We start from the raw sequence: 18,548 nt of genomic DNA on the forward strand, positions 1-18,548 counted from the left end.
CGGTCGCGCGCCGGGTGTGCCGCGAGATCTGGTCGATCCGCTGGGAGGCAACGACTCTCCGGTCGATCGCAGTCGACAGTCCGTATCGTGAGTGGGCATGACCCGCCGTATCGCCCCGGCCGCCATCGCCGCGCTGCTGGTCGCGGTCGCCCCGTTGACTGCGGCCTGTGGATCAGACGATCCCGCGCCGTCGAGACTCACCGTCGGCGACCTGCCGCAGGCCACGTCGAGCATCGAATACACCTATGCCGGCCCGGCGGTTCCGCCGCCGGGACATCACGAGTACCTCGTCCGGACCGCAGGAAGCCGGGCGACCGCGATCGTCGGCGGCTACGGTGTCGCGAAGGGCGACGCTCCGGCGGATGCGACGACCACGTCGACCGACGTCAGTTCCGTGCAGTGGGGGCAGCTGGTGGAGGGCCTCTCCGCACTCGACGACCTGCCGCCCGCACCGACCGGCTGCGTCGGCGGATCGACCTACGGCGTCCACGTGCTCGCCGACGGCCGCGCGGTGCTGGACCGGTCGGACGTCGCGTGCGGACCGACGGCCGCCGAAGTCTCAGCCGCGTATCACGCCGCGCTCGCGCCGATCAGCGACCGGCTGGGGCTGCCCGCTTCGTGACCGGGCGCGCCAGAGCCACGCGAGTCCGCTGTCGTGCCGCGGGCCGCCGAGGGTGGCGACGGGATGTTCCTGACCGGCTCAATCGTCGAGGTGGTCGATCAGCGCGGCGAGGAAGTCGGTGGTGCGATCTCGGTGCACGCTGTGGCCGGCGTCGATGGTGACCATCCGGCCGTCCGGCAGGGCGTCGGCGACCGAGCGGAGATGCCGCGGCGGAAGGAAGCTGCGGTCGCCGCCGGAGATCACCAGCGTCGGAGCGGACACCCCCGCCAACCGGTCCCACCAGGCTGGTTCCGGAACGTCGAACTGACTCGTCACCGCCTCCGGAAGCGCCCGGTCGAAGCGCAGAAACGGTCCGGGGTTGGCGGCGAGGGCGCGGATGCCGCGGAGTCGTTCACCGAGCGACGCGGCGGGCGCGATCTTCTCCGCGACGTCATTCTCGTCGCGCGGCATCGGCGGGACCTCCTCGAGCACCAGTCGTCGCACCCGTTCCGGGTTCGCCATCGAGTACCGCAGCGCGGCGTGCGCGCCCAGGGAATGGCCGACGAGATCGAAGCGGTCGACGCCCAGATCGTCGACGACGCGTCCCAGGTCGTCGGCGAAGTCGTCGAGGCGGTAGCTCTCGGCGTGGTCGCTGCGTCCATGGCCGCGCAGGTCGACGGCGATCGTGGGCCGACACGTGGCCCGGAGCATCCGGACGGCGGGCGCCCACGTGCTGTGGTCGCTGCCCATCCCATGGACGAGGACCACCGGGACCCCGCGGCTGAGACAGCCCGAGACGTCGACCGCGAGCGCCTGGCCCACGGCGTCTGCACTGTGAATCTTGCGCATCGCACCAGGGTAGACCCGCGCTCCCCCGAGGAGTCAGGTGCGGTCCTGCGGCGGGCCGGGGGCGGGACGCCAGAATCGTGCCACGCAGATGTCCACCAATCGGGCGAAACAACGTGATCGGCTTCACTTTCGTAGCGGCGAGTACGTAATGTCACAGCGGTGATGATCGCAAAGATCGTCCGCACCCTCCCCAATTATGTTGTCCCGGAAGGACATTCACATGGAAATCATCATGGCTCTCCTCGGTTCGCTGCTCGGCGGCGACAGCTCCGACAGCACCGGCTCCCTCTCGGGCCTGCTCGGCGCCGGCAGCAGCGAGTAGCTCGAGACGTCGAAGAAACCGGCAAGCGTTTCGACGCCTGCCGGTTTCTTCATGTCGGGCGGCTGCCGTCCCGACTCAGCGCCCGTCCCGGCGCACCTGCCCTCGCGACACCAGTCGCGCGACGGTGAACACCAGCACCGCGAGCGCGATCGACGGTGCCAGATAGAACGCGAGGATCCAGACCGGCAGCACGAGCAGTGCGCACACCCCGATCCAGCCCGCGACGATCAGCGCGGCCTGCCAGAACGGCCGGTCGATGTCGTACCCGTCGTCCCACTTGGGCCGGATGCCGAGAAGCAGCGCGGTCAGACACCAGACCGCGGTGATGGCGACGAAGGCGTTGCCCGCATCGTGCGTCACGAACACCGCGCCGATGGTCAGCGCCACACAGCAGATCCGAATCGTCGTCGCGATCGCGACGGCCGACCGATCGATTCGGGTTCTAACCGCGCGATCGTTCATCCGCGCCGAACGACGCACCGTCGAAACGCTCCCGTGTCACGAAGTCCGCGACCGGCACCCGCCTCAGTCTGGTCAGTTGCTTGACCGGCCGACCGAGCGGTATCGCCGCCGCGACGGCGTGCGTCGCAGGCACACCGAGCAGTTCGCGGACGCCCTCCTCCTCCGCACTGATCATCGTGGTGATGGTGCCGCCGAAACCGTGTGACCGGGCCGCGGTGAGGATGTTCCAGACCAGGGGATACACCGACGCGCCACCCACGATGCCGACGCGGTCGAGCTCCGAGTCGGTGGTCGCCACCACGGCGAGGTCGACGGTCACCACCAGCACCACCGGTGCGACGGCGATCGGTGCGACGAATCCGTCCACTCCACGCGTCTCTGCGAGGTCGGCCTCGGTCACCGCCGTCGGATGGACCGGATTCCACGGATTCTCCCCCGCACACCGCTGAGCCAGGTAGCGGCGTGCCGCAGGCTTGCTCAGCTCCGCCAACCGGGCCTTGCTCTCCGGATCGCGGACCACGATCACGTGTGCGCCCTGCCGGTTGCCGCCGCTCGGCGCGAACCGGGCGGTCTCGAAGATCTCGCCGAGCACGTCGTCGGGGACCGGATCGGCGGTGAACTCGCGCGCGGCGAAGGTCGTCCGGATCACGTCGTCGAACTGCATGCGCTACTCCTGCCGTGGGGTGCTACTCGCCGGAGTCCTCGTCCGACTCGGCTTCCTTCGCCAGGTCCGCGTCCACCGCGGCGAGCAGTTCGTCGAGCTGCGTCTGGAAGCCCTGAACCAGATCCCACAGGTCGGGGGCGAAGTCCGGGCACGACAGCAGGCCGACGTTGAGCCTGCCGTCGACGGACATCACCGTCATGTTGAGTCCCAGCCCGTGGAAGATCGGCCCCATCGGGTACACCGCGGACACGCGGGCCCCGAGCATGTACATGGGCCGGTTCGGGCCGGCGACGTTCGAGATGATCGCGTTGAACACCGGCGGGTGCAGGCCCGACAGCCTGCGATCGGTGTACACGCGCATCAGCGAGCCGAGCGTGTTGCCGGGTGCGAACTCGGCGAACGAGCGGAGGATGTTCGCGTCGATCCCCTGGTGGTGCCCCTTGGCCTGGTCGGCGTACTTGCCGGCCAGCCGGATCCGCTCAACCGGGTCGGCCACCGATGTCGCGAGACGCGTGAACATGCCGGTCACCTTGTTGGTCCCGGTCTCGATGAGATCGTCCTCGGCGACGCCGCGGACGGACACGGGCACCAATCCGACGAGCGGTTCCTCGGGCAGTTCGCCGCGGGCCTCCAGGTACTCGCGCAGGGCACCGCCCGCCATGGCGAGCACGACGTCGTTCACCTTGACCCCGAAGTGGTCCTTGACGCGCTTGACGTCGTCGAGCGGCATCTGCGCGAACGCGAGATTCCGGCGCGGTGTGAGCGGCGCGTTGAACCGCGTCCGCGGTGCGAGGAACGGTGCGGGCATCCCGTCACCGGACCGGGCACGCTTGAACCACTCGAACGGCACCGGGATCGTCTTGGGAATCAGTTTGAGCGCGGCGACCGGGCGCTGCAGGAAGAAGTTCACCGCTCCGCCGACCGCCATGTCCGAACGCGAGGCTCCGCCTGCACTCTCCTTGACGCGGTCGGCGTCGAGTGCGGGCGGCTGAGGCGAGGTGGTGGCCAGTTCGGCGAGGATCTCCGCGACCGTGGCGCCGTCGACGCACGCATGGTGCATTCGCAGTACCAGCGCGATCTTGTCGTCGGCCACGCCCTCGAGCACCCACATGTCCCAGAGCGGCTTCTTGCGGTCGAGGACCTGCGCGACCAGATGACCGCACATCTGTGCCAGCTCCTCGAGGCCGCCCGGCGCCGGGATCGCCACGCGATGGACGTGCCGCTCGATGCCGAAGTCCTCGTCCTCCACCCACACCGGATGGTCGACGTTGGTCAGGGAGTCGGCCAGCTTCCGCCGCAGCATGGGGAGCGCGCGGACCCGGCGGTCCATCTCCAGACGCAGCGACTCGAACGTGTACCCACCCGGGATCGTCGACGGGTCGACCTCCACGATCGCCGCCACATTCATCACCTGGGACGGCGTCTCCAGGTACAGGAACGATGCGTCCAGGCCGCTCAACCTCTGCATGCTCCGACCCCTCTTCTCGAGCAACTGTCGTACACGCACCTGAACGTGTTCTCATTCGGTGCCTGTTCACAGTAGCGCCGCGGGTGCCGGCGTCGGGCACGGCCTGCGTTAAGCCACTCCAGGAAGGTGACGTGCCGTCGTGAAACCGCAGGACGGCGTCAGACGCCGACCCACTCCCGCTTCGCGGCCTCGCGAGCGAGGATGCGGTCGCGCTGCTCTTCGAACCGCTGCGCATCGAGCTCGGTCTTCTCCAGCCACAGAGCGAGCTCGTCGCGCGCCGCCGCGCCGCGGCCGGTGAAGTCGTCGCGCTCGAAGATCTTCCACTTCCGCAGCACCGGCCACACCACGTCGTCGAGGTGCTGACGGATGTCGTAGATCCCGTTCTTCGCCATCACCAGGCTCATCTTGCGGAAGTTCGGCATGCCGATGCCGGGCATCTCGAAGGTGGTGACGACGTTGCTGATCGCCTCCATCGCCTGGTCGGGCGCCAGGTCGAGCGCCGCACCGCAGATGTTGCGGTAGAAGATCATGTGCAGATTCTCGTCGGCCGCGATGCGCTGCAGCATCTTGTCGGCGACGGGATCGTTGCACGCCTTGCCGGTGTTGCGATGGCTCACGCGGGTGCCCAGTTCCTGCACCGCGACGTAGGCGACGCCGCGCAGCAGTCCGTACAGGTCGTCGGAGTGCGCGCCCTTGGTCATGTTGGCCATGCGGTCGTTCTCCAGGGCGACGGGGTCGACGCCGCGGGTGACCACCAGATAGTCGCGCATGACGATCGCGTGGCGGTTCTCCTCCGCCGTCCAGCGGCCGACCCACGTACCCCAGGCGCCGTCGGGCGAGAAGTACTCGGTGATCTCGCGGTGGTACGAGGGCAGGTTGTCCTCGGTCAGCAGGTTAAGCGTCATCGCGGCCTTGGCGACCTCGCTCAGCTGCGACTGTTCGGGTTCCCAGTCGACGCCGCCCATGGCCGCGAAGTTGCGGCCCTCCTCCCAGGGCACGTAGTCGTGCGGGTGCCATTCCCGCGCGAGCGAGAGATGACGGTTGAGTTCCGCCTCCGCCACCGGCTCGAGCTCTGTCAGCAGTTGGACTTGAGTCAGATCTGGCACGAAGTGTCGCCCCCACGCGTTGTCGTATGTGTGATCTACCGCACGGTAGGGCAGCGAGGAGGTGGACGCAACTCGCCCCGCACACGCCTAGACCCGAGTCACGATCGTCGCTCAGGCGATCGGCCGGAATTGCCAGACCCCGAAACTAGAATCGAACGGGCCGCGAACCGCAACGCACGCGAGACCCCATTCGCAGCGATCGAGACCAGCGACGACCGACCGCAGTTCTGACGCCGATCAGCGATTCACTCGTCCAGCGGAATCTGATTCGCGACGTCGAGCAGTTCCTTCCGGCCTCCGGCGTCGAGCAGGACGGTGAACACGACGTCGTCCCGATCGGCGAGTCGCAGGTATGCGGCGTGCTCGGACTCCACGACGTACCCCGTGCCGTACCGCCAGCTCACCGACTCCGGCGAGGCGTTCTTCGAGATGTCGGTGAACAACTGATCCGTCGCATCCTTCGAGGTCATCCACGCGGGCTGAATCACCAGTTTGGGGTTGAAGCAATGCATGCGGTCCTTGATGAGCGCCGCACCGGAGCCGGTATCCGAGGGGCCGCGCTCGATCCGCATCGCGCGCACCATCGACCGGCAGGTGATGTCCTGCCAGCCCTTCGCGTCGGGGGTCTGCGGCAGCAGCTTGGGGAACTGCGCGGCCATCGGGGCGAGCGTGCCCCACCCGGAGACCACGGTCACCTTGCTCTCCGCGCTGTCGGCGGACCATCGGCCCGAGTCCGCAGCCCGCAGCCGGTAACGGTGGTCACCGGTCCCCGCGGTCTGGTCGACGGCGGTCGTGTCGGGTCCCGAATAGACGACGGTTCCATCATCGCGGATCAGCAGGTACTCGTCGGCGCCGGAGACGCCGTTCCACACCGCCTTCACCTCGCCGCCGTCGGCGGACAAGCTGAGCCCGCCGGGAGCATCCGGCGACGATCCGCCGATGATCGCCCGGACTGCGAACAACGACGCCACGAGCACCAACACGGCAACGGCCGCGACGACCATCAGCGTCTTCGCCGGAATCCCCGATCGACCGGAAGTGAGCTGTGTCATCAGAACGGAAGCCTTCCCATGATCGCGCGCGCTTCCTTCGGATCCCTCGCCCCGGGCACCGACACCTCCACGTACGTCGTCGCGCGCGGAGTGTCCTCGTCCGAGTACACGAACACCGCGCGACCGGCGTCGTTCTGAACGCCCGTCGTGACCCGGCCCTTGGTGCCTTGAGCAGTCGTGAAACCGAACTCAGTCGGCGCCGTGTATGGCAGTTCACCGGTGGCGGCGACAGCGGCGTCCTGGCTGTTCGAGTAGGACGCCACGCCCACCGAGTACGCGACCTTGGCTCCGTCGGTCTTGTCGCACATGATCAGTCGCGACGCCTTGTCCGCCTTGTCGACGGGATAGAGCCCGAGCCCGCGGCACCACAGCGACTCGAATCCGTTCGAGTTGACGGGCGTGCTGGGAATCAGTTCCGGGTAGAGCTTCGCGATCTCGAGGAACTCGCCCCACGTCTGCGTCACGGTCAGGTCCGTCGAATCCGAGAACCCGGAGCCGTCCGACGACGTCGAGCGTGCTGCGACGGAGTAACTGTGCTTGCCGGGAAGCGGCGATCCGACCACGTACGAGTTGTCGTCGACGATGCGGATGACCTCGCCGTCCTGCTTGATCAGATACTGCTCGGCGCCGCTGACCGCAGGCCACGACAGTTCGACTCCCGCGGTGGTCATCTTCGCGTCAGGAGCATTGGGCTTCCCCAGACCTGCCGCGCTGTTCCATGCGAACGCTCCGCCCACTCCGACGACCAGCGCCGCGACCACGGCGATCGACGCGACCACCGGCACGCGCTGGTACCACCGCGCTGCGGGACCCTGCGGCAACGGCTGCGGTGACACCGGCACCGGCCCGGACGGTCCGCCGCGGGTCGGTCCGGGAACGGGTGCACCGGGCGTGTTCGCGAACATCGGACCGCTCGGCGGCAGGTTCACGGCGCCACCGGTGAATGCCGAGTACAGCGCATGCGCGAACGCCGTCGCCGTCGGCGGGCGCGCGGCCGGGTCCTTCGCCAGCCCGGCGCGCAGTACGTCGTCGACCGCCGGCGGCAGCGACCGGGTCCGCTCGGACGCCCGCGGCGGCTCGGCGAACAGATGGGCGGTCATCAGACCCTGAAGGCTGTTCGCGTCGTACGGGGCGCTTCCGGTCAGCAACTCGAAGGCGGTGGCCGCCAGCGAATAGATGTCACTGCGCGCGTCGACGCGGCGTCCGTCGATCTGCTCGGGCGAGCAGTAGCGCATGGTGCCGACCGTGGTCCCGGTGCCGGTGAGACCGGCACCCGCCTCACCCAGGGCCTGCGCGATGCCGAAGTCGGTGACCTTGACTGCCTCCGGGTTGACCGGGTCGTTCCCCGGGGTGATCAGAATGTTGGCCGGCTTCACGTCACGGTGCAGCACCCCGTGCCGGTGCGCGACGTCCAGTCCGGCGGCGACGCCGTTAACGATGCTGACGACGAGTCGCGGATCCATCCCTGCGGGCGACGACTTGGAGATCTTCGACGCGTCTGTCCCGGGCACCAGCTCCATCGCGATCCAGAGCACGTCGCCGAACGCGCCGCGGTCGTAGACGCGGACCAGATTCGGATGTGTCAGCGGTGCCATCAGGTCCGCCTCGCGTTCGAAACGCTGGCGCACCACGGGGTCCGAACCGTGCGCGGACCGCAGCACCTTGATGGCGTCACTGCGCGGCAGTCGTGGATGGGCGACCTTGTAGACCTCGCCCATTCCTCCCGCGCCGAGCACTTGTTCGACGCGGTAGCCCGCGATGTCGTCCCCGATTCCGAACATTCCTCCGCCGTTTCACCAGGTGCATGCTGTTCGCGCCGAATGCTACCGGTGTGCGGGGACGTTTCCGGTCTGCGGCTCCTCTTCCCGAATGACGCCTCCCCGCCATCGCCGCGTCTGTGCCGCATCTGCGCCGAACTGCACCCTCGGCCCGCCGGCGTCCCTACCATCGGCCGACATGACCCCTTCGTTCACCGCCGAAGAACTGAACGACGCGTTCGCGCAGTTCCAGAAGACCACCGCCGAAGTCGCCATCAGCCAGGACTGGGACCGTTGGGCCGACCAGTTCACCGTCGACGCGACATACATCGAGCACGCCTACGGCAAGTTCAACGGCCGCGAGGAGATCCGTACCTGGGTCAAGAAGACGATGCACTCCTTCCCCGGCAGCCACATGGCCGAGTACCCGTCGATCTGGCACGTCGCCGACCCGTCCACGGGCCGGGTGATCTGCGAGATCGACAACCCGATGAAGGACCCCGGCGACGGCTCGGTCTTCACCGCCACCAACATCACCATCCTCACGTACGCGGGCGACGGTCTGTGGAGCTGCGAGGAGGACGTCTACAACCCGATGGAGTTCGGCCTGATGGCACTCGCCTGGTGCGACCGCGCCGCCGAACTCGGCACGCTCGACGACGCCGGTCGCAAGTGGCTCGAGAAGACCGGACCGATGTTCGGGCGGAAATAGGCCTCGTCGACTCCTCGCACTACCAACGCGTATGACGGCGGGTCCCCGCTCAGGACGGCCATATCGGCGTTATCTGCGTTGGCTGTGCGAGATCTTCGACGAGCCCGCTCCAGCGACCGCCCGGTAACCTACGGTGACGTAACCCACCGGGCCCGTTCGCTAACGCATCTGCGCTGAGCAGACGATCTACGGACCGGGGGCAGCGGTTTCCCAGCCGCCTCACACGGCGCCCGGAGACTTGGGACACGCGTCCATGTGACGTAGCCTGGAGTCCGAATACGCATGTCGGGCACGTCGCGGAGGCACCCCGACCGCCACCCGAGACGACCCGTACCCCGACCAGAGGAACACCGATGGCACGTGAACTCACACAACTCGAACTCCTGAAGGAGTTGGAGCCGACGGCCGAGGCCAACGTCAATCGCCACCTCAAGACCGCCCGCGACTGGAACCCGCACGACTACGTGCCGTGGGACGAGGGCAAGAACTACGCCGCACTCGGCGGCACTGATTACGCGCCGGAGGACTCGCACCTCGACGAGGTCGCCAAGGCCGCGATGATCACCAACCTCCTCACCGAGGACAACCTGCCGTCGTACCACCGGGTCATCGCCGAGAACTTCTCGATGGACTCGGCGTGGGGCCACTGGGTCGGTCGTTGGACCGCCGAAGAGGACCGGCACGGCATCGCCATGCGCGACTATCTGGTCGTCACCCGCGGCGTCGACCCGGTCGCGCTCGAGCAGGCCCGCATGATCCACATGACCAACGGCTACGACCCGATGCTGGCCGCCGCCGACCGCGCCGAGGAGATGAAGGCCAACGGCGAAGAGGTCGGTCTGCTGCACTCGGTCGCCTACGTGACCTTCCAGGAGCTCGCGACCCGCGTCAGCCACCGGAACACCGGCAAGGCCTGCAACGACCCGATCGCCGACCGGATGCTGCAGCGCATCGCCGCCGACGAGAACCTGCACATGATCTTCTACCGCAACATCTGCGGCGCGGGCATGGACCTCTCGCCCGACCAGACGCTGCGCGCGGTCACCGACATCGTCACCAACTTCCAGATGCCGGGTGCAGGCATGCCCAATTTCCGCCGTCACGGCGTGCTGATGGCCAAGCACGGCATCTACGACCTGCGCCAGCACCTGGAGGAGGTCATCCAGCCGGTTCTGCGGAAGTGGGACGTCTTCGGCCGCAACGACTTCGGCCCGGCCGGCGAGAAGACCCGAGACGAGCTCGCCGCCTTCCTGGAGCAGCTCGACAAGGATGCCACCCGCTTCGAGGAGATGCGCGACCGCGCGCTCGCCCGCGAAGCCGCCAAGCGCGAGAAGCAGGCGTCCTGAGCACCACGACGCTGACCGCACCGGCGCCATCGACCACCGTCGACGGCGCCGGTGCCGTGTCGTCTCCGCAGCAGTCCTCCCCCGATCGCGCACCGCTGCGGATCGGGTCCATCGAGCTGAACAGCCCCGTCGTCCTGGCCCCGATGGCCGGCGTCACCAACGTCGCGTTCCGGGTGCTGTGCCGCGAGCTCGAGCTCGCCCGGACCGGCACCGTGTCGGGCCTGTACGTGTGCGAGATGGTCACAGCGCGCGCGCTCGTCGAGCGTCACCCGGTCACCATGCACATGACGGCCTTCGATCCGAGTGAGACGCCGCGGTCGATGCAGCTCTACACCGTCGACCCGGAGTACACGTACCAGGCCGCGAAGATGATCGTCGACGAAAACCTCGCCGACCACATCGACATGAACTTCGGCTGCCCGGTCCCGAAGGTCACCCGCAAGGGCGGCGGCTCGGCGATTCCTTACAAGCGGCGCCTGTTCCGCAACATCGTGGCGGCCGCGGTGCGCGCCACCGAAGGCACCGACATCCCGGTGACGGTCAAGTTCCGCATCGGCATCGACGACGACCACCACACGCACCTCGACGCCGGGCGGATCGCGGCCGCCGAGGGCGCGCAGGCCGTCGCGCTGCACGCACGGACGGCCTCGCAGCGGTACTCCGGCACCGCGGCATGGGACGAGATCGCCCGACTCAAAGAACACGTCACCGACGTGCCCGTGCTCGGCAACGGCGACATCTTCGAAGCCGAGGACGCCGTCCGCATGATGGCCCAGACCGGATGCGACGGCGTCGTGATCGGCCGCGGCTGCCTCGGCAGGCCGTGGCTGTTCGCCGAACTGTCCGCCCGACTGCGTGGAGTGGAAGCCCCCACGCCGCCGAATCTCGGAGAAGTGGCGGAGATCATGATTCGCCACGGTGAGCTGCTGGCCGCGCACCACGGCGAGGGCAAGGGCATGCGGGAGATCCGCAAGCACGTCGCGTGGTATCTGCGCGGCTTCCCCGCCGGATCTGATCTGCGCTCCTCGCTGTCTCTCGTCAAGACCCTCGATGACCTGCGTGAACTCGTCGCAACCCTGCCTGCGGACGTCCCGTTCCCCGAAGACGGTCACGGGCCGCGGGGCAGGCAGGGATCGCCCGCGTCGGTCGCGCTGCCCGAGGGCTGGCTCGACGACCCCGAAGAGGACATCGTTCCGGAGGGCGCCGAGATCATGCATTCGGGCGGCTGATCGAGGGTTCGGAGGCCACGTCTCTGAGACTTCTCAGGTGTCGGCATTAAAATGTGCCGAGCGCGCGGCTGCGTGCGATCGGCCCCGGCCGGTACCCGCCGCGCGACACCCCTGACGTAGACGAAAGAAGTACCGTGAGTTCTGACCGCCCCGGCTCCCCCGAGCCCGACGACGACGCGTCGGCGCAGTCCCGACGACCCCGTCGGGCAGGCCGGGCGTCCGGGGCGTACGACTTCCGCGAACGTTTCGGCGACGCTCCCCCGCCACCGTCCGGCAATCCCCCGATCCAACGCGCCGACGGACTACGCGAGCCGTCGTCGCGGGAGGGCTACGTCCGCCCGCGCGGCCGACTGACCGTTCGCCAGCTGATGGAGCAGATGGGCGTCGACGAGACCGGCGCGCCCACGACGCCGCAGGCAGGTCGCCGACCGCAGCCGCCGCGCGGTCCCCGACCCGACCCGCGGAGGCAGTCGCCGCCCCCGGTCGCGCGTCCTCCGCAGCCGCAGCCGCCCATCGACGAGGCCGCGGCGAACGAGGTCACCCAGATGATCCCGCCGGTGGCCGACGCATCGTCGGTCGACTTGTCGGACACGACCACCGCAGCGCGCCTCTCCCAGGAGTCGCGGGCGCAGCGGTCGACCCCGCCGCCGGCGACGCGGCCGGCCGCCGAGACCCGAGTCACCCGCAGCCCCGCAGCGATGGCCGCCGAGGCCGAGGCGTCCGCCGGAGCCGACGAGCCCGCCGCCCCGGTACCGACTGACCCGGCAGCGGATTCCGAGGACACCGCGAGCACCCGGCGCCGCCCGCTGCAGCCGACTCCCGATCTGACCGATGCCCTCTCACAGGTGCGTAGGCGCCGCCGCCGTCGTCCGACCGGCAAGGAGCGCACCCGCAAGGTCGCGACCAACACCGGCCGGATCCTCCTGGGCCTGGCATGCGCGCTGTCACTGGTCGGCACCGGCTACGCGTGGAACATGATGCGCAGCATCAACGGCGGCTGGAATGTCGTCAACGCACTCGACCCGAACAACTCCAACGTCCGCGACCTGCAGGGACAGTACGGCGACGAGACGTACCTGATCGTCGGCACCGACACGCGGTCGGGCAAGAACTCCAAACTCGGCGCCGGTGACGCCGACACCGTCGAAGGCTCGCGTTCGGACACCGTCCTGCTCGTGAACATCCCCGCCGACCGGAGTCGAGTGGTCGCCGTATCGTGGCCGCGCGACCTCGCCGTCGACCGACCCGAATGCCAGAACTGGGACAACGGCACGCAGAAGTACTCGGGCACCCTCGAGGCTGCGAGTTCGACCAAACTGAACGGCGTGTACGCCGACGGCGGCCCGGCCTGCCTGGTCAAGACCCTGACACAGATCAGCGGACTGAACATCAACCACTTCATCGCGATGGACTTCTCCGGCTTCGAGGACGTGGTCCGCACGGTCGGCGGTGTCCAGGTGTGCTCCACCGTGCCCCTCTACGACTACGAGCTCGGCACCATCCTGAAGAAGGCGGGCTCCAAGAAGCTCACCGGACGCCAGGCGCTCAACTACGTCCGCGCCCGCCACATCTCTGAGGAAGGCAACGGCGACTACGGCCGCATCAAACGCCAGCAGCTGTTCATGTCGTCGCTGCTGCGGGCGTCGCTCTCCAGCGATGTGCTGTCGAACCCGTCCAAGCTCAACAAGGTCGCACGCTCGTTCATCTCGAACAGTTACGTCGACAACGTCGACACCGACTCGCTGATCCAGCTCGCGGAGTCGATGCAGGGCATGGAGGCCGGCCGGGTCACGTTCCTGACGGTCCCGACGTCGGGCACCTCCACCGACGGTGAGAACAACGAGATCCCGCGGATGGACGACATCGACGCGATCTTCAACGCGATCATCGACGACAAGCCGTTACCGGGTGAGAAGAAGAACAAGCCCGCAAGCACCAAGAAGGCAGACGCGACTCCGAAGGCTCCGGCCCCCAAGACCGACCTCACCGCGCAATACCCGTCGAACATGTCGGTCCGGGTGCTGAACGGCACGGATCAGTCGGGACTCGCCGGCTCGGTGATGGAGGAGCTGGTCCGCCAGGGCCTCGACGTCTCGGGCATCGCCGACTCGTCGGAGAAGCGCACCGACACCGTGGTGCGTTACGGCCCGGGTGAGAAGGACTCGGCGGCGACCATCGCGAAGATGTTCCCCGGCGCACAGATCCAGCAGGACAGCACTGTCAAGGCCGGCGTCGAGGTGATCGTCGGATCCGACTTCGGCGGCGTCGAGACCATCACGACTCTGCCGTCGCCCGGTTCCGTGCTCGCCGTCGGCGAACTGCCCGCCAACACCGACAACAGTGACCTGCCGAGCGACCTGTCCGTCACCAACGCCGGCGACACGACCTGCGCGTAGCGTCCGGGTCGCCTGCGGGACAACGACCGCCCCAAGTGTTCACGCCGACTTCATCGTCGACGACGGGGCGCGATACCCGCCTTACGTAAAGTGGATTGCATGCGTGACGCTTATCAGGAGCAGATGGCTGCACTGAATACGGCCCTCGGCGACATGGTCGACGAGGTCGGTGCGGCGATGGCTCAGGCCACCCAGGCACTGTTGGAGGGGGATCTGGAGCTGGCCGAAGAGGTGATCTCCAATCACGACTCGGTGGCTGCGAAGTCGGCCGAGGCCGAGGATCAGGCCTTCCAGCTGTTGGCATTGCAGGCCCCCGTCGCCGGCGATCTGCGCTCGGTGGTGAGCGGTTTCCAGCTGGTCTCGGAGATCGACCGCATGGGTGCGCTGGCGCTGCACGTGGCGAAGGTCGCCCGGCGCAGGCATCCGGCCAAGGTCCTGCCCGACGAGGTCACCGGATATTTCGAGGAGATGGGTCGGCTCGCCGTCGAACTCGCCCACGCCGCTCGCCGGGTCCTGGAGAACCAGGACTACCACGATGCGCTGACGCTGATGGACGACGACGATGCGATGGACGACCTGCATCGCCATCTCTTCACCGTGATGATGGACCGCGAGTGGGAGCACGGCGTCGCCGCCGCGGTCGACGTGACGCTCCTCGGCCGTTACTACGAGCGCTTCGCCGACCACGCCGTCCTCATCGCCCGCCGCGTCGTCTTCCAGGCCACGGGCAAGACCCCGGAGCAGTTGCTCGAGGCGAGCTAGACGCAGCCCCGTCCGAAGCGAAGCCGCCCGCTGGTTGAGCCGTCCGGAGCGAAGCCCCCGCCGGTTGAGCCGTCCGCAGTGGAGCCCCCGCCGGTTGAGCCGTCCGCAGTGGAGCCCCCGCCGGTTGAGCCGTCCGCAGTGGAGCCCCCGCCGGTTGAGCCGTCCGCAGTGGAGCCCCCGCCGGTTGAGCCGTCCGCAGTGGAGCCCCCGCCGGTTGAGCCGTCCGCAGTGGAGCCCCCGCCGGTTGAGCCGTCCGCAGTGGAGCCCCCGCCGGTTGAGCCGTCCGCAGTGGAGCCCCCGCCGGTTGAGCCGTCCGCAGTGGAGCCCCCGCCGGTTGAGCCGTCCGCAGTGGAGCCCCCGCCGGTTGAGCCGTCCGCAGTGGAGCCCCCGCCGGTTGAGCCGTCCGCAGTGGAGCCCCCGCCGGTTGAGCCGTCCGCAGTGGAGCCCCCGCCGGTTGAGCCGTCCGCAGTGGAGCCCCCGCCGGTTGAGCCGTCCGCAGTGGAGCCCCCGCTGGTTGAGCCGTCCGGAGCGAAGCGAAGGACGAGTCGAAACCACCGCAACGACCCGCTGGACCCAGCACACCGTCACCCGGTTTCGACTCGCTCCGCTCGCTCAACTAACGAAAAACGAGCCCGCCCGAACAGCGGAAAACGAACCCACTCAACCAACGGAAAGCGCACCACCCCCGCTGGTTGAGCCGTCCGGAGCGAAGCGAAGGACGAGTCGAAACCAACGGAAAGCGAGCCCGCTCAAACAGCGGGTCAGGCCGCTCGCTCAACCAGTGAAAAGCGACTACCCGCCGTTGAATGCCGGCCGGTACGACCGGCACGCGGAGCCGCGGAGGAAGCCGCAGTCGGGACCGGCGCCGGGCACGTCGCCCGAGATCACCGGCAGCATCACGTACGACCGGCTGAGGTCGACGGTGTCGACCACCTTGCCGCCGGTCGCCGGCGAGCTGAACTGCCACGACGGCAGGTCGCCGCCCGGCGCGGACACTGTGATCCGGATGCGCGATCCCTTGCGGAAGCCGTGCATCACCGGGTTGATCGGGATGGTGAGCTGGTTGAACCCGTCGTTCAGCGGCGACTGCCGCGTGTAGTCGGGTGCGAGGCCGTCGCCGCGGAAGCTCGACCGCAGCACGCCGGTGCCGACGGAAGTCTCCTGTCCCTTGGCGTTCACCTCCGACACCGTCACCTGGAGGTCGGTCACCTTCGCGGTACTGCTGACCTGCAAGGTGACCGAGCCGTTGCCGAGCATCACCTTGTCCCTGGTCAACGGTGCGCTGATGAAGCCCAGCCCACTGCGCCCCGGTGCCGGTCGCCAGTCGTAGGCCGGGTCGACGCCCCACGCGGCCGCGGTGTCGGTCGACGCGTTCGCCAGGGTGTTCAGCGGCCGGTTGTGCGGGTCCGGCCGGAAGGACACCGTTCCGGTTCCGGGCGCGGTGCCGAGCCGGCCCTTGTCGGACAGGTACATCCGCTCGGCGCTCGCCGGCCATCCGCCGAGCGATCGCTGCCACGGCGACGACAGCCCGCCGGGGCCGGCGCTGCCGCCGCCGTTGTCGAAGAGGGCCCACAGTCGCGGTGTTCCCGCTCGGAACCGTGCCTTGGCGTCGGCCACCGACCGCGCGTCGCTGAACCGGACCGGCGGAATGGTCTGACCGGGCGCGCTGGTCGCCGCCGGAAAGACGACGGTGCCCAGCGGCTGCATGTTCGGCGGTGTGTGCGGCACCTGGTTCGCGACGAAGATCTGCAGGAACTCGGCCCATCGCGAAAGGATCTGCGGGCCAAGCGAATCGAAGTGATGACCGTTGACGATGTTCACCCACACGTCGCGGTTGTGGCCTAGATGCTTGATCAGGTTCACCCAGTTCGGGCCGGTCTGCTCGTCCTGGGCGGCACCGACGAGGAACACCGGAACGTCGATCCGTTCGGTCCACTCGGGGATCGACCGCTCCTGATACACCTTCGCCGCACGCGTCGGGTTGTCGCGGATCAGCTTGAACACGTCCCGCGTCTGGCGACGCAGCTTCTGATTGTTCGCACAGGTCTTGTCACCGGCGTCGATCCGAGCGCGGACCCACGGCTGGCCTCCGCGCGGACCCGGCTGCGCCTGCTCGACGCGTTCTCGGAGCCACGAGTTGGCGAAGCCCTTGTTGTAGATTCCGCCGGGCAGCCCGGTGGAATACAGGTCGTCGGTGGTGCTCATCGGCGCGATCGCGGCGAGATGCGGCGGTCGGGTACCTGCCGCGTACATCTGCGAGATGCCGGAGAACGAGATGCCGACCATGCCGACCTTGTTCCCGGATACCCAGTGCTGCCGGCCGACGGTCTCGATCGCGTCGTACGCGTCGAAGGCGGCGACGTCGTCGAAGAGCCCGAAATCACCTCCACTGCAGCCACTTCCACGCATCTGCAGGCTGACGGTGGCGAAGCCGAGCATCTGCGTGGCCAAGGTGGCGCCGACGATCACCGACGACGCCGGAGCCTGCGGATCCGGGACGCCGACCTTCTCTCCGACGGCGCCGACGATCAGATCGTCCGGCGCCGCGTTCTGGTAGCCGGAGTACTCGATGACAGTCGGGAACGGCCCGTCCGACAGCTTCTTCCCATAGGGCAGGCGCACGGTTGCGGCGAGCGAGACGCCGTCGCGCATGGTGATGTAGTTGAGCCCCTCGTGGAGGGTCTGCCCGTACAGCGACGGAGCGGGCGGCGGCGAGTCCGCGCCGGTCACCGTGACCGGCGCGCTCTTGATCCCCGCGCCGACGAACCGGTAGCCGCCCGGCTGCAGGTCGCGCACGATCAGCGAGCCCATCGAATCGGCGACCCCCGATCCGGCACGGGCACCCGCGGCATCGACAAGCGTGAGTGCCGTTCCCGGCCGGGCATCGGTCAGGTAGGCCTGATTGACTCCTCCACCGACGTGGATCGGTTGCGCCGCAGCTGATTCCGGTACAGTCGCGACACCCGCGATGAGTACGGCCGATGTGCCTACCGCGACGGCGGTCCGGCGCAGAGCCCGTCCCCCTGTGAACATTTCATCCCCGATTCTGTTCTTCGCCCGGCGCACCCCGCGCCGCGCGGTCAGTGCTCGACGTAACCCAGCAGTAGTTGCACCCCGCCGTCGGCGATCCGCTGGACCACGTCCCGGTCGCCGGTGCTGAGGTAGCTGAGGGTCATGCCGTCGGTCATGGCCACGACGATCGTGGCCAATTCCTCGACCGGAAGGCTCCAGCGGACGCCCGTCGACTCCTGCGCCACCGTGAGCAGTCCGGAGACCAGCTCGTAGTAGCCGCGGTAGAGACGTTCGGCCAGATGCTCCAGTCCCTGGGTCCGCTGCGCGTAGAGCGCGAGCTCCACCAGCGCGTGCTCGCGGTCCCGGTTCTCGATCAGGTCGTGCATGAACACGCCGAATGCGGCCCTCATGACGTCGGAGATGTTCATCTGGGAGGCGGTGAACATAGCCGACGCCTGGCTGAGCCATTCGTCCATGCCCGCCAGTTCTTGCGCGATTCCGTGCTCCACGACCGCTGCGAGCAGCTCGTCGCGGGACGCGAATGCGTAGAACAGGCTCGATTGACCGACCTGGGCTTCGAGTGCGATCCGGCGCGTCGTCGCGGCTTCGACGCCGTCACGGGCGATCACGCGCATCGTCGCGCTGATCGCCGCATCACGCCGCTGTTCCACTGTGAGTCGCGCCATCATCCCTCGAAGTTGATCAATCGATCGAATACACTGACCTCACGTGACCGTAGTCACTGGGGATGTGAATGACAACCCCGGCCGTGCAGGGGGCACAGCCGGGGTTTGTTCACTCTCGGGGATA

15 protein-coding genes are annotated in these 18,548 nt (G+C 68.3%); 6 read left to right on the plus strand and 9 right to left on the minus strand.

Going from position 1 to position 18,548, the window contains the following annotated elements:
- The first annotated feature begins 97 nt into the window (after positions 1-97).
- The gene (locus SCNU_RS17885; RefSeq protein ID WP_009680824.1) at positions 98-622 is read left to right on the plus strand and encodes a hypothetical protein; all 525 of its coding nucleotides are present in this window, start codon (positions 98-100) and stop codon (positions 620-622) included.
- 78 nt (positions 623-700) lie between these two features.
- Here SCNU_RS17885 and SCNU_RS17890 read toward each other — a convergent pair whose 3' ends face one another.
- From SCNU_RS17890 to SCNU_RS17920, 7 genes are all read right to left on the minus strand, one after another.
- Entirely contained in the window at positions 701-1,450 is a 750-nt protein-coding gene (locus tag SCNU_RS17890) for an alpha/beta fold hydrolase (protein ID WP_009680825.1), read from the minus strand.
- A 397-nt stretch (positions 1,451-1,847) separates the two neighbouring features.
- A complete protein-coding gene (locus tag SCNU_RS17895; RefSeq protein ID WP_139026112.1) occupies positions 1,848-2,159 on the minus strand; it encodes a hypothetical protein in 312 nt (103 codons plus the stop codon).
- A gap of 55 nt (positions 2,160-2,214) precedes the next feature.
- Positions 2,215-2,898 carry a nitroreductase family protein gene (locus tag SCNU_RS17900; RefSeq protein ID WP_009680828.1) on the minus strand — a complete coding sequence of 228 codons (684 nt, stop codon included), beginning with the start codon at positions 2,896-2,898 and terminating at the stop codon, positions 2,215-2,217.
- A gap of 22 nt (positions 2,899-2,920) precedes the next feature.
- Positions 2,921-4,366: a WS/DGAT/MGAT family O-acyltransferase gene (locus SCNU_RS17905; RefSeq protein WP_009680829.1), complete on the minus strand. Its 1,446-nt coding sequence runs from the start codon at positions 4,364-4,366 to the stop codon at positions 2,921-2,923.
- Positions 4,367-4,524: 158 nt separating this feature from the next.
- On the minus strand, positions 4,525-5,472 hold the full coding sequence (locus tag SCNU_RS17910; RefSeq protein ID WP_009680830.1) for an acyl-ACP desaturase: 948 nt from the start codon (positions 5,470-5,472) through the stop codon (positions 4,525-4,527).
- 245 nt (positions 5,473-5,717) lie between these two features.
- Entirely contained in the window at positions 5,718-6,524 is an 807-nt protein-coding gene (locus SCNU_RS17915) for a hypothetical protein (RefSeq protein WP_009680831.1), read from the minus strand.
- Positions 6,524-8,305 carry a serine/threonine-protein kinase gene (locus SCNU_RS17920; RefSeq protein WP_009680832.1) on the minus strand — a complete coding sequence of 594 codons (1,782 nt, stop codon included), beginning with the start codon at positions 8,303-8,305 and terminating at the stop codon, positions 6,524-6,526. Before SCNU_RS17920 ends, SCNU_RS17915 begins: the two co-directional genes overlap by 1 nt.
- 175 nt (positions 8,306-8,480) lie before the next feature.
- Here SCNU_RS17920 and SCNU_RS17925 point away from each other — a divergent pair, with 175 nt between their 5' ends.
- From SCNU_RS17925 to phoU, 5 genes are all read left to right on the plus strand, one after another.
- Positions 8,481-8,993: a nuclear transport factor 2 family protein gene (locus SCNU_RS17925; protein ID WP_009680833.1), complete on the plus strand. Its 513-nt coding sequence runs from the start codon at positions 8,481-8,483 to the stop codon at positions 8,991-8,993.
- A 353-nt stretch (positions 8,994-9,346) separates the two neighbouring features.
- Complete coding sequence (locus tag SCNU_RS17930; RefSeq protein ID WP_009680834.1) at positions 9,347-10,339, plus strand: acyl-ACP desaturase; 993 nt, start codon at positions 9,347-9,349, stop codon at positions 10,337-10,339.
- Between the two features lie 56 nt (positions 10,340-10,395).
- On the plus strand, positions 10,396-11,568 hold the full coding sequence (dusB, locus tag SCNU_RS17935; RefSeq protein ID WP_009680835.1) for a tRNA dihydrouridine synthase DusB: 1,173 nt from the start codon (positions 10,396-10,398) through the stop codon (positions 11,566-11,568).
- Between the two features lie 134 nt (positions 11,569-11,702).
- Positions 11,703-13,964, plus strand: coding sequence for an LCP family protein (locus SCNU_RS17940; RefSeq protein WP_009680836.1), 2,262 nt, complete (start codon positions 11,703-11,705; stop codon positions 13,962-13,964).
- Between the two features lie 99 nt (positions 13,965-14,063).
- Positions 14,064-14,726 (plus strand): phosphate signaling complex protein PhoU, encoded by a 663-nt coding sequence (phoU, locus tag SCNU_RS17945; RefSeq protein ID WP_009680837.1) that lies wholly within the window; start codon positions 14,064-14,066, stop codon positions 14,724-14,726.
- Positions 14,727-15,518: 792 nt separating this feature from the next.
- Here the strand turns inward: phoU and SCNU_RS17950 are convergent.
- Both SCNU_RS17950 and SCNU_RS17955 read right to left on the minus strand, forming a co-directional pair.
- A complete protein-coding gene (locus tag SCNU_RS17950) occupies positions 15,519-17,759 on the minus strand; it encodes a CocE/NonD family hydrolase (RefSeq protein ID WP_009680839.1) in 2,241 nt (746 codons plus the stop codon).
- 47 nt (positions 17,760-17,806) lie between these two features.
- Positions 17,807-18,427, minus strand: coding sequence for a TetR/AcrR family transcriptional regulator (locus tag SCNU_RS17955; protein ID WP_009680840.1), 621 nt, complete (start codon positions 18,425-18,427; stop codon positions 17,807-17,809).
- Between the last annotated feature and the right edge of the window lie 121 nt (positions 18,428-18,548).

This window comes from Gordonia neofelifaecis NRRL B-59395 (genome assembly GCF_000192435.1).
Classification (GTDB): Bacteria; Actinomycetota; Actinomycetes; order Mycobacteriales; family Mycobacteriaceae; genus Gordonia; species Gordonia neofelifaecis.

What these genes read in the sequence shown, in the direction of transcription:
- SCNU_RS17885 (WP_009680824.1), top strand. Translation starts at nt 98, where the DNA reads ATGACCCGCCGTATCGCCCCGGCCGCCATCGCCGCGCTGCTGGTCGCG.
- SCNU_RS17890 (WP_009680825.1), bottom strand. Translation starts at nt 1,450, where the DNA reads ATGCGCAAGATTCACAGTGCAGACGCCGTGGGCCAGGCGCTCGCGGTC.
- SCNU_RS17900 (WP_009680828.1), bottom strand. Translation starts at nt 2,898, where the DNA reads ATGCAGTTCGACGACGTGATCCGGACGACCTTCGCCGCGCGCGAGTTC.
- SCNU_RS17905 (WP_009680829.1), bottom strand. Translation starts at nt 4,366, where the DNA reads ATGCAGAGGTTGAGCGGCCTGGACGCATCGTTCCTGTACCTGGAGACG.
- SCNU_RS17915 (WP_009680831.1), bottom strand. Translation starts at nt 6,524, where the DNA reads ATGACACAGCTCACTTCCGGTCGATCGGGGATTCCGGCGAAGACGCTG.
- SCNU_RS17920 (WP_009680832.1), bottom strand. Translation starts at nt 8,305, where the DNA reads ATGTTCGGAATCGGGGACGACATCGCGGGCTACCGCGTCGAACAAGTG.
- SCNU_RS17925 (WP_009680833.1), top strand. Translation starts at nt 8,481, where the DNA reads ATGACCCCTTCGTTCACCGCCGAAGAACTGAACGACGCGTTCGCGCAG.
- SCNU_RS17930 (WP_009680834.1), top strand. Translation starts at nt 9,347, where the DNA reads ATGGCACGTGAACTCACACAACTCGAACTCCTGAAGGAGTTGGAGCCG.
- phoU (WP_009680837.1), top strand. Translation starts at nt 14,064, where the DNA reads ATGCGTGACGCTTATCAGGAGCAGATGGCTGCACTGAATACGGCCCTC.
- SCNU_RS17950 (WP_009680839.1), bottom strand. Translation starts at nt 17,759, where the DNA reads ATGTTCACAGGGGGACGGGCTCTGCGCCGGACCGCCGTCGCGGTAGGC.
- SCNU_RS17955 (WP_009680840.1), bottom strand. Translation starts at nt 18,427, where the DNA reads ATGATGGCGCGACTCACAGTGGAACAGCGGCGTGATGCGGCGATCAGC.